The following is a 15,994-nucleotide window of genomic DNA, read 5'->3' on the forward strand; positions in this document are numbered from 1 at the left end:
GCCGGGTCGAATCGCACGTTGGATCGAGCGCCACCGCCCCCATATTCAGCTGATGCTCACTCCCCGTGTCCGCGTCGTCGATCTGGAGACCGCCGGAAACGGTCCGCACGACGTCTGTGAGATCGGCTGGCAGGACGTCACCCTGGGCTCGAACGGCCGCTGGCGCGTCGATGAGGAGCGCGGATCGCGACTGGTCAATCCCGGTCGCCCGATCACGCCCGAGACGATGGCGGTCCACCACATCATCGACGCCGACGTCGCCGGCGCGCCGTTCTGGAAGGATGTCGCGGCCGACGTCCTGAAGCCCGAAGGCGAAATCCGGGCGCTGGCCGCCCACCGCGCGGCTTTCGAGCAGCGATACTGCACGCCAAGGTTCACGGGCGGCGCCCCCTGGATCTGCACCTGGAAATGCGCCCTGCGGCTATGGCCGCACCTGACCAGCTTCTCCAACCAGATGCTGCGCTATCAGCGCATGCCCGAGGGGCTGATCCGAGAGCTGGGCCTGCCGGCGCACCGAGCCCTGCCGGACGCCTATGTCACGGCCCACCATCTGCGCGACATGCTCAATCAGGCCTCGTTGGAGCAACTCCTGGCCTGGAGCCGCGAGCCGGGCCTGCTGCCGCGCGTGCCGACTGGTCCCGAGCGCGGCAAGCCCTGGGATCGTCTCGCCGCCGACGTGCTGCAGGCGCTGGCCCAGGACCGCGACCCGAACCTCCGCTTCAGCGCCGAGACCGAGCTGCGCCGTCGAGGCGAAGCGCCCCCGGCCGAAGCGGCGGAGCCGGCGCAGCGGACCCTGCTCTGACGGCTTGCGACGGCCGCCGCAATCCCGATCAAATGCCGCCCGGACCGACGCGCTATCTCTTCCGCTCGCTTCGTCACGAGACCCGTTCATGAACCCCGTCGAGCAAGCTATCTGGTTCATCGAGAGCCATTCCGCCCAGCCTCTGGACCTGGACGAGATCGCTCAAAGCGGCGGGGTCTCGCGCTTCCACATGTCCCGCGCCTTCGTGGTCGCCACCGGCCGTCCGGTGATCGGCTATCTGCGGGCGCGACGGCTGACGGAGGCCGCGCGGCGGTTGGCGCAAGGGGCTCCCGACATCCTGTCGGTGGCCCTGGAGGCCGGCTACGGCTCGCACGAGGCGTTCACCCGCGCGTTCGGCGACCAGTTCGGGATCACCCCCGAGCAGGTGCGCGCGGCGCGCGACCTGGAAACCCTGCAGCTCGTGGAGCCCATCGTGCTGGACACAAGCCTTCGAACCGACCTTCCCCCGCCGCGCCTCGAACAGGGCCGCGCCCTGCTGATCGCCGGCCTGACCGGCCGCTACGGCTGCGAGGGCCCCGGCGGCATCCCCGCCCAGTGGCAGCGCTTCGGCGAGCATATCGGCCACATCCCGGGCGAGCTCGGGAACGTGGCCTACGGCGTCGTGCTGAACGGCGACGACCTGGGCAATTTCGACTATGTCAGCGGCGTCGAGGTGGCCGACTTCTCCGACCTGCCCGAGGGCTTCGTGTCGGTGCGGATCCCAGCCCAGCTCTACGCGGTGTTCCACCACGCCGGGCACGTCTCGACCATCCGCCGGACCATGCACACCATCTACACGCAGTGGCTGCCGGAGTCGGACTACGAGCCGGCCGACGCACCGTTCTTCGAGCGCTATGGACCGGAGTTCGATCCGCGCACCGGCGAGGGCGGGCTGGAGGCGTGGATTCCGGTGAAGGCGAAGTAGGCCTCGGCTGACTTTGGGGACACACACCCACGGCAAGGCCAGCGAAAGTCTGGCGATGCTTTCGGGTGGGTGTGTGTCCCCTACTTCTCCCGGTGAACTACTTGCCCCGGACCCGCGCCGGATTGCCCACCACCGTCGCGCCCTTGGGCACGTCGCGGGTGACCACGCTGCCGGCCCCGATGATGGCGTCGTCGCCGACCGTCACGCCGGGCAGAATGATCGAACCGCCGCCGATCCAGACGTTCTCGCCGATCACCACAGGCCGGGAATATTCGATGCCCGTGCGACGCTCGACCGGGTCGCGTGGATGCTCGGCGGTGTAGATCTGGACATGCGGCCCGATCGTCGTGGCCGCGCCGATGGTCACCTGGGTGACGTCCAGGATCACGCAGTTGAAGTTGAGGAACACCCCCTCGCCGATCGAGATGTTGTAGCCGTAGTCGCAGTGGAACGGCGGCCGGATGCTGACGCGGTCGCCGACCTGCGCCAGCAGTTCGCGCAGCAGGGCGTGGCGCTCCGACGGCGGCAGATCCAGGGCGTTGTAGCGGCCCATCCAGGCCACCGCCGCCTCGTGGTCGGCCATGATCTCAGGATCGATGGGGCTGTAGAGATCGCCGGCCAGCATGCGCTGCTTCTGGGTGCGAATGTCGGTCACGAGGCGAAAGCTCCCTACTCGCCTCCTCCATGCCAGACGGCGGACCCGACGACAAATCCCGTGCGGCTGGGACGCCCTAGAAGCGCTCCAGCGCCTCGCGCACCACGTCCGGCGCATGGTCGATGACCCGCAGATAGGCCGTCAGGGCCGCGTCGGGCCGGGCCTGACCCAGCTCCAGGGCCGCCAACTGGGCCAGGGGGATGCAGAAGGCCCGCGCGAACTCGTCCTGCGACAGGCCGCTGCGCCACCGCACGCCCTGCACCAGGGCCCGGGCCGACCGAACGTGGCCGGGGTCGGCCTGTTCGTCGACGGCCATGTCGGCGGTGATCTGGGATCTGGTCATCTAACGCTCCTGGCACTTCCCCCCTTGGGCGAGGTGTGTAGGCGCGTTCCGTTGCAGGAATTCGACGCCATTGCGTCGGATGAGCGACTCTATCAGGGCTTTTTGGGCGCCGGCGTTCTCGCCGGCAGGCCGGTCATGGCCCGGGCCCTCGTCTCGACGGCCTCAACGCCCTTCAGCGGATCGCCGGCCGCCTCGAGCATGCCGTTGAACAGCTTCAGATCCTTGGTGCTGATCTTCTGGACGCCCTTGTCCCTGGCCCACTCCAGGCCGATCAGCTGACCCAGGCGGCAGGCCTTGGGCAGCAGGGTCGGCTGCTCGGTCGGCCCGCCCTTGACCAGCAGCTTGCCGACGATGTCGTTCCAGTTGGGCGAGCCCGGGAAGCAGAACGACAGGCGATCGCAGGTCCCGGTCCAGAACCGCTTGTACCAGCGCAGATGCTCGTCGGTGTCGAAGCGGATGGCGTCGGTCGGCTTGATCAGGAACTGGCAATCGGCGCGCACGAACTCGCCCGCCCGAGCAGCCGGCGCGATCCCCAGAAACACCACGGCCGCCAGGGCCGTCCAACCTCGAAACAACACCAACGGAGACATTCCCGAGCGACGCGTCCCTTTCAGACGGTCTATGAAAACCAGATATCGCGCTGATTAAGAACGGTCTTCCGACAAAAATGCGGCGGTGGCCTCGATCGCCTCGACCAGGCCCACGCGCTCGATCGTCACGCCCTCGGGCAAGCTGGAGAACAGGCGGGTCGGGGCGGCGGCGTCCAGCATCACGAACACCCCGCGGTCGTCGGCCCGGCGGATCAGGCGGCCGAAGGCCTGGCTGATGCGGGCGCGCGCGGTGCTGTCATCATACCCCTTGCCGCCAAATCTCGCGCGGCGGGCCTTGTGCAGCACGTCGGGACGCGGCCACGGCACGCGGTCGAAGACCAGCAGGCGCAGGGACCGGCCCGGCACGTCGATGCCGTCGCGGATCGCGTCTGTGCCTAGCAGGCACGCGTCCTCCTCGGCCCGGAAGATGTCGACCAGGGCCCCGGCCTCCAGCGGATCGACGTGCTGGGCGTAGAGCGCCAGGCCCTGGTCGGCCAGGGGCGCGGCGATCCGTTCATGCACGGCCTTCAGCCTTCGGATGGCGGTGAACAGGCCCAGCCCGCCGCCGCCGGCCGCCAGGAACAGCTCGCGCATCGCCGCCGAGACTTGGCGCGGATCGTCCTTGCCGACGTCGGTGACCACGAAAGCGCGGGTGTTCTTCGCGTAGTCGAACGGCGAGACCAGGCGCAGCACCTTGGGCGACTGCGGCAGGCGCGCGGCGCCGGTGCGCATCTCCGCCAGGGCGAAGGGGTCTTCCAGAGCCGGGTCGGTCAGGGTGGCGCTGGTCACCAGCACGCCATGGGCGGGGCTCAGCACCGCGGCGCGCAGCGGTTCGGTCGGGTCCACCCAATGGCGGCGGCAGGCGGCGTCGACGACACGGCCGTAGAGGAAGGTCGCCTCGAACCAGTCGACGAACTCCGGGTCGTCTTCCGCGTCCTCGTCGATGGCCTTCAGGATCGAGCGCCAAGCCGGCAGGGTCATGCGGGCCCGGCGGTCCAGGCCGCGCAGCGCGCCCTCGATCCGCGCGCGCTCCGAGGTCGGCAGGGTGTCGGTCTCCTCGTCCAGCACGTCTTCCAGGTGGCGGGCCAGGGCCAGCAGCGGGGCCTCGATGGCGGCCAGGGCCCGGGAAGCCTCGCCGGCCCGTTCGCGGACCAGGTCGATGGCCGGACGGGCGGCGCATTGCAGCCCCTGCTCGGCCGCGCCGGGACGGTCGGTGACTCGAGCCCGCAGCTGTTCAATCACCGAGACCAAGTATGTTTCAATAGGGCCGATCGGATTGACCTGGCCGTCCGGCGGCGCGATGCGGCCCGACCAGCCCTCGCCCGGCAAGGCGGCGGCGGCCTGAAGCGCGGCGTTCAGGGCCGCGCGGGCCCCCTCGCGCTCTCCGATGATGTCCAGCAGACGGGCTTCCAGCCCCCTGCCCCGCCGGCCGCGCCCCTCGGGCCCGCGCAACCAGCGCCGCAGCTCGGCCGCCTCCGCGCCCGAGAGCGCCGCCGAAAAGGCGCTGTCGGCGGCGTCGAACAGATGGTGGCCCTCGTCGAAGACGATGCGCTTGAGCGAGGTGGTCTCGTTGTCGCCCTTCAGGCCGCGCGCCGCCCGCGCCCCGTCGAAGGCGGCCTGGCTCAGCACCAGGGCGTGGTTGGCGATGACGATGTCGGCCCGCTTGGAGGCCCGCACGGCCTTTTCGATGAAGCAGACGCGATAGTGCTGGCAGCCGGCGTGGATGCACTCGCCGCGCCGGTCGACCAGGTTGGCCGGCCCGGCCTGGACCGAGGGCGCGATGGCGAACAGGGTCGGCAGCCAGGCCGGGAAGTCGCCGCCGGTCATGTCGCCGTCGCGGCTGACGCGGGCCCAGCGGGCCGCCAGCGCCAGGCCGATCAGATCGCCGTTGCCCAGCTGGGCGGTGTTGACCTGCTCCTGAAAGTTCAGCAGGCAGATGTAGTTCTCGCGGCCCTTGCGGACCACCGCCTTGCGGGCCCGGACCAGCGGGTCGGGATAGATCGCGTGGCTCTCGCGCTCGATCTGCCGCTGCAGGGCGCGGGTGTAGGTGCTGATCCACACCGAAGGGCCGTTGGCCTCGGCCCACAGCGAGGCCGGGGCCAGATAGCCCAGGGTCTTGCCGACCCCGGTGCCGGCCTCGGCCAGCATCATCTGCGGCTCGCCCTCGCGCTCGCGGGGGGCGAAGGCGTAGGCGGCCTCGCGGGCGAAGGTGTCCTGGGCCTCGCGCACCTCGTCCAGGCCCGAACGGTGCAGCAGTTCGCGCAGCCGTTCACTGGCCCGTTCCGGATCGACGGGACGCGAACCGGGCTCGCCGGGCGGCGCCTGGTCCTCCCACTCCGTGGCGCGGGCCCAGACGTCCAGGCCGGAGCTGCGGAACTGATTGCCGAACGGCGCGGAACGCAGGGCGCCGACCACCGCCGGTCCCCAGGCCCAGCCGGCCCGGGCCAGGGTCTCGGCGACGGCCAGGGCCTCCTCGCGCGACGGCCGGGGCGTCAGGGCCAGTTCGTGCAGCAGGGCGGCGGCGGCGTCGCGTAGGGTCTGGGCCTGGGCGGCCGCGCCCTTGGGCTCGGGCAGGCCCAGCGCCGTGGCCAGCCCCACGGCCGACGGCGCGCAGAAGGTGGCCGGCCGGGTGAAGGCGTAGAGCTCCAGCACGTCGAACACGCCGCGCCCGCGAGCCGGGGCCTGCAGGTTCAGCCGCTTGGCGGTCATCGCGGCGTGGGCCACCAGCACCGGCCCATATTCGAACAGGTCGCGGGCGTCGGGCGTGCGCATGACCCGGCCCTCGCCCGAGCCGTCGGCGACGCCGGCGCGCGGGCCGGGCAGAACCACCAGGGCGGGGGCGAGATCGAGCATGGGCGGCGAAGCAGTCACCCGCGATCGCTAGCATTTCCGGAACACAAAAGGAACGGAATCGCGCGCCGTTGTTCAGGGCTTTGGTTCAGGGGTTGGACGACGCGGCCCTGGCCTTGCGCGCCGCATCGTACCAACGCCGGGCCTGGACAGGGTCCTTCTTCACACCCAGGCCATGCTCATACAACACGGCGAGATTGAACATGCCGTCAGGACTGCCCTTATCGGCCGCAGCCCGGTACCAGCGCGCCGCCGCGATCGGCGCCTGAGCCTTGGCTGCCGACTGCATGCTGGCGGGAATGTTGGAAAAGCCGCGACCAGCCGCCATCATGGTCCCGAGGTTCACCATGGCGTCGACAAGGCCCTTGTCCGCGGCTTCACCGTACCAGAAAAACGCATCCTCATCGCTCTTGGGCCGCCCTTCGCCGTCTTCAGCCATGACACCCAGGTTGAACATAGCGTGGGGCTCGCCGTACATCGCCGCCTCGCCGTACCAGCGCAACGCTTCCTGGACGTCCTTGGCCATGCCGTCGCCCAGGCGACAGGCCTGGCCGAGATTATACATGGCCACCGTCGCTCCTCCGTTGGCCGTCGGCCCTTTATTGGCCGCCGCACGCAGCCAACGCAGCGCTTCGTCGGGATTTCTCGTAACACCCAGGCCTTTGCCGTAGGCGAAGCCTAGGCTTGTCATAGCCTTTGAATCGCCGGCCTCAGCCAGCGGGATCAAGGCCTCGATGGCGTCGATCTTGAGCGCCTTATCAACACTCTTCTGCGCAGGCGGCGAGACCGGACGCTCCGCCTGACCAGCGTACAACGCCAAGGCAACCAATATCCAATGCAACGTCGCCCCCCGGGAATCCCCAACGCGTAGCTGTCCCGTTTATGACGGCGGGATCAAGATGAACCCACCATCCGACGCTCAAGGACTTCAAGCGATGGGGGTTTCCGAGGAGCCGCCCTCGAGGCGCTCGACGGCGTCCTCGGCCATTTCGGCCACCTCGTCGTCGTCGCTCTCGGCGGCCATCCGGTACAGCTGCACGGCCTTGGCGCGGCTGGCCTTCACGCCCTCGCCGTCCTCATACATCTGGCCCAGTTCGTAATAGGCCGTCAGGTTGCCGGCGCTGGCCGACAGGGCGTAGAGGCTCAGGGCCTTTTGCAGATCGACCGCGACCCCTTCGCCGTTGTGATAGGCGGCGGCGACATTGGCCATGGCCACCGCCGAGCCTTGCTGGGCCGCGTCCACATAGAGCTGCAGCGCCTGGACCTCGTCGACCGGCACGCCGTAGCCCTGCAGGTAGTACGAGCCCAGATCGTTGATCGCGTCGACCGAGCCGGCGGCGGCGGCCTTGCGCATCCAGGCCACGGCCTGAGCCTCATCGGCGGGCAGGCCCAGTCCCAGCTGATAGGCCAGGGCCAGCTTGTACATCCCGCCCTGGTCGCCGCCGGTCGCGGCCCGCCAATACCAGCCCACGGCCTGGGTCAGATCGTCGGCGGTGGTCTCGTAGACCAGCCCGGCGTTGTAGGCCCCCAGGGCGTCGCCCTCGGCGGCGGCGGCCTTGTACAGCGACAGCGCCTTGGCTTCGTCCTGATCCAGGTCGTCGCCCGCGAAATAGAGATTGCCCAGGGCGATCATGCAGGCGGTGTCGCCGGCCCTGACGCCCGCGTTAAGCCAGCGCACCGCGGCGTCGACGTCCCGCTGGTCGCCCTCGGCGGTCAGATAGCTTTGCGCCAGACGGTCGTAGACGCTGACGTCGCCAGCCTTGGCGCGGCGCAGAAGCTCGGCTCGCGCGGGCTCGGCCTGCCCAACGGGCGCCGCCAAGACCGGCGCGCTCGTCGCCAGCATCGCCGCCAGGACCAGACCCGTCAGGCCGCTCGTCGCCATCCGTCCCATCTTCGTACGCCCCTAACGATCAGAACCTAGGGATGGACTTGCGTACCACCCTTGTCAAAACGCCGAACGTAGGCAGGTTGACGCATGGAAACGGAACGGGAACATGCTATAGGCCGATCAATGGCCGAGGCGACCGCCCTTCCTCCCCGCTTTGAGCAGTGGTTCGCCTCGCGCGGCTGGGCGCCCAGGCCGCATCAGTTGGCCATGATCGAGAAGGGCCGGCTGGGCCGCGACGCCCTGCTGATCGCGCCCACGGGCGGCGGCAAGACCCTGGCCGGCTTCCTGCCCAGCCTGATCGAGCTGGCGCAGCGCGCGCCGCGCAACACGCCGGCGGGCGTCCACACCCTCTACATCTCGCCGCTCAAGGCCCTGGCGGTCGACATCGAGCGCAACCTGGCCACGCCGATCCGCGAGATGGGCCTGAACATCGTCGCCGAGAGCCGCACCGGCGACACCGGCGAGGCCCGCAAGCAGCGCCAGCGCCTGCGGCCGCCCGACATCCTGCTGACCACGCCCGAGCAACTGGCCCTGTTCTGCGCCTGGGAGGGCGCGCGGGGTTATTTCGCCGACCTGTCCTGCGTCATCATCGACGAGGCCCACGCCATCTGGCCGTCTAAGCGCGGCGACCTGCTGTCGCTGGGCCTGGCGCGGCTGCAGCTGTTCGCGCCGAACCTGCGGCGGGTCGGGCTGTCGGCGACGGTGGACGATCCGGACCTGGTGCGGCGGTGGCTGGGCTGGAACGGCCCTCCCCCCGTGGGGGAGGCGACGCAAAGCGTCGGTGGGGGGAATCTTGATAAGCCAGCCACTCCCCCCTCCGTCGATCTTCGATCGACACCTCCCCCACAGGGGGAGGAACTGCATTCCGTTGACCTCGTCCTGGGTTCCGGCGGCGCGCAGCCGATCGTCGAGGTGCTGGTGTCCGGCGGCAAGGTGCCCTGGGCGGGCCATACGGCCCAGCATGCCATGGCCGAGATCTACGAGATCATCAAAGGCGCCAAGACCGCCCTGGTCTTCGTCAACACGCGTTTTCAAGCGGAATTTGCCTTCCAGGAACTCTGGAAGCTGAACGACGACGGCTTGGCCATCGCCCTGCACCACGGCAGCCTGGCGGCCGAGCAACGCCGCAAGGTCGAGGCGGCCATGGCGCGCGGCGAGATCCGGGCCGTGGTCTGCACCTCGACCCTGGACATGGGCATCGACTGGGGCGACGTCGACCTGGTCATCCAGCTGGCCGCGCCCAAGGGCGCCTCGCGGATGGTCCAGCGGATCGGCCGCGCCAACCACCGCCTGGACGAGCCCTCGCGCGCCATCCTGGCTCCGGCCAACCGCTTCGAATATCTGGAATGCCGCGCCGCCGCCGACGCCATCCTGGGCGGCCACCTGGACGGCGAGCCGGCCCGCACCGGCACGCTGGACACCCTGGCCCAGCACATCATGGGCTGCGCGTGCTCCGAACCCTTCGCCCTGACCGACCTCTATGACGAGATCCGCACGTCCGGCCCCTATGCCGACCTGTCGTGGGAGGACTTCGAGACCGTCGTCGACTTCGTCTCGACCGGCGGCTACGCGCTGCGCACCTACGACAAGTTCCGCCGCATCGTGCCGGGCCAGGACGGCCTATGGCGGGCGCGCAACGCCCAGGCGGTGCTGGCCCACCGGATGAACGTCGGGGCCATCGTATCGCCGGCCATGATCAATGTCCGTATAGGCGGCGGCAAACGCCCCATGGGCGGGCGCAAGGTCGGCGAGGCCGAGGAGGGCTTCTTCGAGGCCATGAAGCCCGGCGACACCTTCATCTTCGCCGGCCAGGTCTGGCGGTTCAACAGCCTGGTCGGGGCCGACGCGTTCGTCACCCCCGCGCCCGACAAGGACCCGATGATGCCCAGCTGGGGCGGGTCGAAGTTCCCGTTGTCGACCTATCTGGCCGGCCGCGTGCGGGCGATGATGCACGACGAGCGCGAATGGCCCGCCCTGCCCCCCGACGTCCAGGAGTGGCTGAACTATCAGAAGGTCCGCTCGATCATGCCCGAGCAGGACGAGATGCTGCTGGAGACCTTCCCGCACGGAAAACGCTTCCATCTGGTCTGCTATCCGTTCGAGGGACGCCTGGCCCACACCACCCTGGCCATGCTGTTGACGCGGCGGCTGGACCGGCTGGGCATCGGCCCGTTGGGCTTCGTGGCCAACGACTACGCGGTCGCCATCTGGGCGCTGAAGCCGATGGACGGACTAGATCTGGACGAGCTGTTCGCCCAGGACATGCTGGGCGACGACCTGGAAGCGTGGCTGGACGAAAGCTTCCTGATGAAGCGGGCCTTCAAGGCCTGCGCCCTGATCTCGGGCCTGATCGAGCGCCGCCATCCGGGCCAGGAGAAATCCGGCCGCCAGGTGACCTTCTCGACCGACCTGATCTATGACGTCCTGCGTCGCCACCAGCCCGACCACCTGCTGCTGCGCTGCGCCCGGGCCGACGCGGCGACCGGCTCGCTGGACGTGGCGCGGCTGGGCGACCTGCTGGCGCGGATCGGCGGCGGCCGCATCCGCCATGCGGCGCTGGACCATGTTTCGCCGTTCGCCGTGCCGATCATGCTGGAGATCGGTCGCGAACGCGCCCCGGGCGACGCGGCCGGGGAAATGATCCTGGCCGAGGCCGAGGAAGACCTGATCGCCGAGGCGATGGCTTGATGCCTGATCGCGGAGCGATAACCTAGTGAGAGTATCCACGACGTGACCAGTCTGGCGTTCCAAATCGGCGACTGCGGCGGCCTGCGGATCGAGATCGCGGGGGCGCGCGCCGTGCTGCGTCACTCCGGAGCCCTGTGGCTGGAAGCCGAGCGCACCATGGTCGTGGCCGACCTGCACTTCGAGAAGGGCAGCAGCTACGCCGCGCGCTTCGGCCAGATGCTGCCGCCCTACGACACGCGCGAGACCCTGGACCGGCTGGAGCGCGAACTGGCGTCGCTGTCGCCCGCGACCCTGGTCTTCCTGGGCGACAGCTTCCACGACGGGGCCGGCGAGGACCGGCTGCCGGAGGAAGACCGGGCCCGGATCGCCGCCCTGGCCGTGGGTCGCCGACTGGTCTGGGCGGTGGGCAATCACGACGAGGACGGCCCCCGCGCCCTGCCCGGCGACGTGGTCGACGAGGCGGCGATCGCCGGTCTGACCTTCCGCCACGAGCCCGTGCCCGGCGCTCAGCCCGGCGAGGTGGCCGGCCACCTGCATCCGGCGGCCCGCGTCACCAGCGGTCGGGCCACCGTGCGGCGGCGCTGTTTCGTCACCGACGGCAGCCGCCTGGTCCTGCCGGCCTTCGGGGCCTTCACCGGCGGACTGAACATCCTGGACCAGGCTTTCGCGCCTCTGTTCGGCGGCCCGGCCCTGGCGGCCGCCTTGGGCCCCCGTCGGGTGCACGCGGTCGGCTGGAAGTCGCTGCGCCCGGACTAGTGACGCGACCTAGATCTTTGTTTTGACGAATTTTCTTCACGCGACCCGGAAGCGGCTTCGCTCGAAAACGCTCCAGACGGATCACCCATCGCGCCCGGGCGTTTGATCCCCGGGACATTGGTAAGGAGAACCGTTATGCGACCGATCCTGATCGGCATCGGCGCCGTTCTAGCCCTGTCGGCTTCACCGCTGGCCGCCGCGGCCGGCGAGGCCCCGGTCAAGACCGTGGCCAAGCTCGACGCCAAGGACCCGAAATACGACACCGAAGCCTGCAAGGCCATTCGCGCCAAGGCGATCGACTACGAGAAGTCCGGCTTGGTCAGCAAGGCCCTCAGCATGGGCGGCAACGCCGTGGTGCCGTTCGCCGGCACGGTGGCCTCGGCCGCCCTGGGCATGCAACAGGGCGCCAAGGAAGAAAAGCTCAGCAAACAGGTCGCCCTGGCCTGCGTGTCCGACCCGCTCAACGAGGAAACGCCGCTGATCAACGCGCCCAAGGCCCCGGAGCCCGCCTCGGTGGTCGTGATCGCCGCGCCTCCGGCCGATGTCACCACGGCCGCGGCGACGGACGCGGCGGCGACGGAAAAGCTGGCCACGGCCCGATAGGGGCGCGTCTAGAGGTGGAGGGCCTGTTCCAAAGCGAAGGCCAGCGAAATGGCCGCGCCGGACGTCAGCAGGGTGCGCAGGCGCGGACGCCAGGCGGGACCGTCATGGTTGGTCACGTCCCACAGCCATTGCAGGATGAAGACCAGCAGGAAGCCGGAAAGCTGCCAGGCGGGCTCGAACTTCAGGCCGCCCAGCAGTAGGCCGAACCCGGCCAGGGGGAACAACAGGGACAGGCCCAGGGTCAGCCAGCGCGGGTTGGGACGCTCGATCTCGAGGCCGCACCGCACGCCGCCCAGATACGACATCATCGCGCTGGAATAGGCCAGCAGGCTGATCAGCGCGACCTGGCGCATGTCGATGGGGCCGTAGCAGAACAGCGCCGAGCAGAGGACGAAGGGCAGCAACGTGGCCAGGCCGCAAACCCATACGGCCGGAGGTACCGGCACGCGATCCTGCGTGTGATCGGCCGCTGCTGCTTCGAACGCCATGTCTACTCCTTCGGGCGCGAGCTCCGACGCGCGCCCTTCCCCCCGGAAGGGACCGACTATTACCGAGGTCAGCCCATAGGTCCACGAACGATATTTGACCACAGGACACAGCCTGTGGACGAGCATCGCAGTATGCTCACCTAAACGAGCTTTGAAAGCTTGGCTTTGGCGATCGAAACGATCGTCGGGCTCAGCGGGCCCAGGTCGACAGGCGGCTGAGGGTCTCGCCGTCCAGCGCGCCGGATGTCTGGAGATTCTGGTCGCGCTGATAGGCGGCGATGGCCATCTGCAGGGCCGGCGAGGTGACGCCGTCCTGAGGGCCCTGATAGTAGCCCAGCTTGGAGAGCGCCCGCTGGGCGGTGGCCAGGCCGGCGCTGGGCGCGGCGGCCGAGGCGACGGTCTGGACCGGCGTCGCGGCCTGAGAGCGGAAGGCGCTGGCCGAACGCTCGGCGATCCGCTGGCCCTCGGCGGTCAACTGGGCGCGCAGGGCGATGGCCCGGGCGCGCGAGGCGGTGTCGCCCGACCGCGCGGCAATCAGGTACCACTTGTAGGCTTCGGTCGGGTTTTGGCTGACGCCCCAACCGCCTTCATAGAGCTGGGCCAGGTTGAACTGGCTGTCGACCAGGCCCAGGTCCGACGCCTTGCGGAACCAGCTGGCGGCCTTGGTCGAGTTCCGTTCGCCGCCTTCGCCCTTGTAGTAGTACAGGGCCATGTTGTGCATGGCGCGGGCCTCGCCGGCCGTGGCGGCGCGCTCGGTCCAGCGACGGGCCTCGACCAGGTCCTTCTTCACCCCGCCCTCGCCGACCTCGTACATCTTGGCCAGATAGAACTGGGCGCGCGGCAGGCCGAGGTTGGCGGCCTTGCGCAGGCTGTCCAGACCGGTGCGGTCCTTGGCCTCGATGCGGCGCACGCCGTCTTCGTAGAGCGCCTGAGCGTTCTCGGCGGGCGGCGTCGCGACGGCGGCGAGCGCGGCGTCGACGGGAGCCGCTTCCACCGGAGCCGGCGTGGTCAGCGCCACGGCGGCGCGGGCGCCGACCGGGCTGGTGTCGGTTTCGGCGGTGCGGATCTCGCCCGTGGTCTTGTTCGACAGGCCCTGGGCCACGCGGTCCGGCAGCGGGCCAGTGCCTTGGGTCAGGCTCATGATCGCGCCGGCCGAGGCCACGCCCAGGCAGGCAGCGGTCGCCGAGACCATCAGGGCGGTCTTCATCGCGCCCTTCTTGGCCTTCTTCTGGGCGCTCTTGGCGCCGAAGCCGGCGAACAGCGAGGTCCCCGTCTTCTTGTCCTTGGGCTTGTCCTTGCCCTTGGCGTCGCCGGTCAGGGCGGCCTGACGGGCGGCGGCCCGGGCCTGCTCGATCACTTCCCGCGTCGACAGCGGGCGCGACGGCGCGGCGGGCTCTTGCGGGGCGGAAAATTCGGCGGCGGCGAACTCGGGAGCCGAGAAATCGCTGTCGTATTCCGTTTCCGGCTCGAACGCCGTTTCCGGTTCCAGGGCCGAGGTGAAGCCGTCGGCGGCCTCGAAGTCCTCGTCGCCGAATTCGAGCTCGGGCGGCTCGCTGGTCGGGAAGGCCGTGGTTTCGAACGCCGGGGCCTCGAAGGCGGGCCTCTGGAAGGCGGCCGGCGCGGCGGTGCGCGCCGGCGTGGAGGCCTTGGCCGGCATGTAGGCGGCCGGCTGGTCGAAGACGTCCTCGGGCACGGCCTCGCCGCCGAACGAATAGCGCTCGCCGTCGTCGAACGGCGACGGGGCGGGACGCGCGGGCGGCGCGGCGGCGGCGGCGGCGGCGGCCTGCTCGGCCAGGCGGCGCTGGGCCTCGCCCAGCTTGGTGTCGATCTTCTCGCGCGCTTCCTCCAGCAGGCGGGCGGTGCGCTCCTCGCTCTGGCGGATGCGGTCGACCAGTTCCTGCGAGGTGCGCTCGTGGCGCTGGTTCAGGCGGTCGGTGACGCGGGTGACCTGGTCGCCGACGTCGTCGATGGCCAGGGCGTTGCGGCGTTCGGCGTTGCTGATCCGCTCGGCCAGCTTCTCGGTGATCCGGGCGATTTCCGTGCCCAGCTTCTCGAGGGCCTGGGCCTGGACGCTGTCGGCGCGGTTCAGCTTCTGGTCGATGCTGGCGGCGACCTGCGCGATGGCGGCGGTGTTGCGGGCGTCCGAGGTCTGGACGCGGCGGTTCAGGGCGTCGGCCATGCCGACCACTTCACGGCCCATGTGCTCGATGGCCTTGGCCGAGCGCTGCTCGGCGGCCTGCACGTGGGCGGTCATCTCGCCGAGCTTTTGCTCCATGCGGTCGAAGCGGCCGTCGGCGGATTGGCGCAGCTTGGTCGCCATCTCCAGGCGGGCGGCTTCCATGCGCTGGGTCAGGCTGCCGGTCAGGTCGTCCAGACGCTTCTGGATACCCTCGCCCGGATTGCTGCTCTCGACGGTCTGAAGACGGCCGTCCAGGGCGCTGAACGAGGTGTTCAGGGCCTGCAGGGCCTCGGCGGTGCGGGCTTCGGCGGCTTCCAGGCGCTGACCCAGACGGGCCACGACCTCTTCGACCAGGGCCGAGGGATCGCCGGCCCCGACGCCGGCCTGGTTGTCCAGGCGCTGTTCCAGATGGGCGATGGTCTCGCGGGTGCGGGCTTCGCCTTCATAGAGGTGCCCGGCGACCTTGCCCAAGGCCCCTTCCAGGGCCCGAAGCGCTTCGGCCGAACGCGGGCCGACGGCTTCGGCTTCGATGCGGCGCAGCCGCTCGGCGGCGCGGGTCTGGTCGGTCTTGATCTCGTCCACCACGCCCTCGAAGCGGGCGGCCACGGCGACCTGCTCGCGCTCGGCGGCGACCAGGCGCTGGAGGGCGCCGCGCACGGATTCGTCGATGCCGTTGATGGCCTGGGCCGAACGCTTCTCGGCCGCCTCGATGCGGTCGGTCAGGCGGTCCAGGGCGACGGCCACGCGGCCGACCTCGTCGGCGGGATGCTCGCGGGCTTCGATGCGCGACGGCGCGCCGCCGCGGGCGGTCTCGTAATAGGAAGGTTTGGCGCCGTCGTTGTTGACCGCCAGGGAGGGACGGCTGGGTTCGCCGAAGGCTTCCAGGGCCGAGACGTCGAAACCCTCGCCCTCGATGATCATGCGGTTGAGCCATTCGCCCAGCGTCATGCCGGAGCGACGCGCGAGATCCTTAGCGACCTCCCGTGCCTTGGGGTCGATCCCCTTAACGCTCCATGGCGCCGCGGCCGTCATCCGAATCGTTCCCTATGCACCTGGGAACCAACGCTAGTCACCGATTCCTAGCGTGTAAACGCGACCACCACCGCTACATATAGTTATGGTCAAGATAAACTGTGGATGGTTAACAGGCACACCTTCTCAACGTGTGTACCTAAGATTCGGCTGCACGTGGTTAACGCGCGTTAACGATTTGCATGGCCGATTGTC

At 69.7% G+C, this 15,994-nt stretch carries 13 protein-coding genes; 5 read left to right on the forward strand and 8 right to left on the reverse strand.

The window, feature by feature from the left end:
- Positions 1–52: 52 nt before the first annotated feature.
- Together ASD38_RS08260 and ASD38_RS08265 are read left to right on the forward strand one after the other, a co-directional pair.
- Positions 53–802, forward strand: coding sequence for an exonuclease domain-containing protein (locus ASD38_RS08260; RefSeq protein WP_056459215.1), 750 nt, complete (start codon positions 53–55; stop codon positions 800–802).
- An 88-nt stretch (positions 803–890) separates the two neighbouring features.
- On the forward strand, positions 891–1,727 hold the full coding sequence (locus ASD38_RS08265; protein ID WP_056441614.1) for an AraC family transcriptional regulator: 837 nt from the start codon (positions 891–893) through the stop codon (positions 1,725–1,727).
- A 97-nt stretch (positions 1,728–1,824) separates the two neighbouring features.
- Here the strand turns inward: ASD38_RS08265 and ASD38_RS25095 are convergent, their stop codons facing one another.
- From ASD38_RS25095 to ASD38_RS08295, 6 genes are all read right to left on the reverse strand, one after another.
- Positions 1,825–2,382, reverse strand: a complete 558-nt coding sequence (locus tag ASD38_RS25095) for a sugar O-acetyltransferase (protein WP_442856971.1) — start codon at positions 2,380–2,382, stop codon at positions 1,825–1,827.
- A 76-nt stretch (positions 2,383–2,458) separates the two neighbouring features.
- Positions 2,459–2,725, reverse strand: coding sequence for a helix-turn-helix domain-containing protein (locus ASD38_RS08275; RefSeq protein WP_056441617.1), 267 nt, complete (start codon positions 2,723–2,725; stop codon positions 2,459–2,461).
- A 92-nt stretch (positions 2,726–2,817) separates the two neighbouring features.
- Positions 2,818–3,303 carry a hypothetical protein gene (locus ASD38_RS08280; RefSeq protein WP_235523810.1) on the reverse strand — a complete coding sequence of 162 codons (486 nt, stop codon included), beginning with the start codon at positions 3,301–3,303 and terminating at the stop codon, positions 2,818–2,820.
- Between the two features lie 66 nt (positions 3,304–3,369).
- On the reverse strand, positions 3,370–6,168 hold the full coding sequence (locus ASD38_RS08285; RefSeq protein ID WP_235523798.1) for an ATP-dependent DNA helicase: 2,799 nt from the start codon (positions 6,166–6,168) through the stop codon (positions 3,370–3,372).
- An 85-nt stretch (positions 6,169–6,253) separates the two neighbouring features.
- A complete protein-coding gene (locus tag ASD38_RS08290) occupies positions 6,254–6,985 on the reverse strand; it encodes a tetratricopeptide repeat protein (protein WP_056459221.1) in 732 nt (243 codons plus the stop codon).
- Positions 6,986–7,093: 108 nt separating this feature from the next.
- Positions 7,094–8,047, reverse strand: a complete 954-nt coding sequence (locus ASD38_RS08295) for a tetratricopeptide repeat protein (RefSeq protein WP_056441629.1) — start codon at positions 8,045–8,047, stop codon at positions 7,094–7,096.
- A 129-nt stretch (positions 8,048–8,176) separates the two neighbouring features.
- On the opposite strand from ASD38_RS08295, the gene ASD38_RS08300 reads away from it, so the two are divergent.
- The 3 genes from ASD38_RS08300 (at position 8,177) to ASD38_RS08310 (ending at position 12,100) form a co-directional block, all read left to right on the forward strand.
- A complete protein-coding gene (locus ASD38_RS08300; RefSeq protein WP_056459224.1) occupies positions 8,177–10,741 on the forward strand; it encodes a ligase-associated DNA damage response DEXH box helicase in 2,565 nt (854 codons plus the stop codon).
- A gap of 51 nt (positions 10,742–10,792) precedes the next feature.
- The gene (gene pdeM, locus ASD38_RS08305) at positions 10,793–11,497 is read left to right on the forward strand and encodes a ligase-associated DNA damage response endonuclease PdeM (protein WP_056442412.1); all 705 of its coding nucleotides are present in this window, start codon (positions 10,793–10,795) and stop codon (positions 11,495–11,497) included.
- A gap of 135 nt (positions 11,498–11,632) precedes the next feature.
- Positions 11,633–12,100, forward strand: a complete 468-nt coding sequence (locus ASD38_RS08310; protein ID WP_056441634.1) for a hypothetical protein — start codon at positions 11,633–11,635, stop codon at positions 12,098–12,100.
- Positions 12,101–12,108: 8 nt separating this feature from the next.
- Here ASD38_RS08310 and ASD38_RS08315 read toward each other — a convergent pair whose 3' ends face one another.
- Positions 12,109–12,588 (reverse strand): DUF3429 domain-containing protein, encoded by a 480-nt coding sequence (locus ASD38_RS08315; RefSeq protein ID WP_056441637.1) that lies wholly within the window; start codon positions 12,586–12,588, stop codon positions 12,109–12,111.
- A 190-nt stretch (positions 12,589–12,778) separates the two neighbouring features.
- On the reverse strand, positions 12,779–15,799 hold the full coding sequence (locus ASD38_RS08320; protein ID WP_056459228.1) for an SEL1-like repeat protein: 3,021 nt from the start codon (positions 15,797–15,799) through the stop codon (positions 12,779–12,781).
- Positions 15,800–15,994: the final 195 nt, after the last annotated feature.

Source organism: Caulobacter sp. Root487D2Y (genome assembly GCF_001427165.1).
In the GTDB taxonomy this organism is placed as follows: domain Bacteria; phylum Pseudomonadota; class Alphaproteobacteria; order Caulobacterales; family Caulobacteraceae; genus Caulobacter.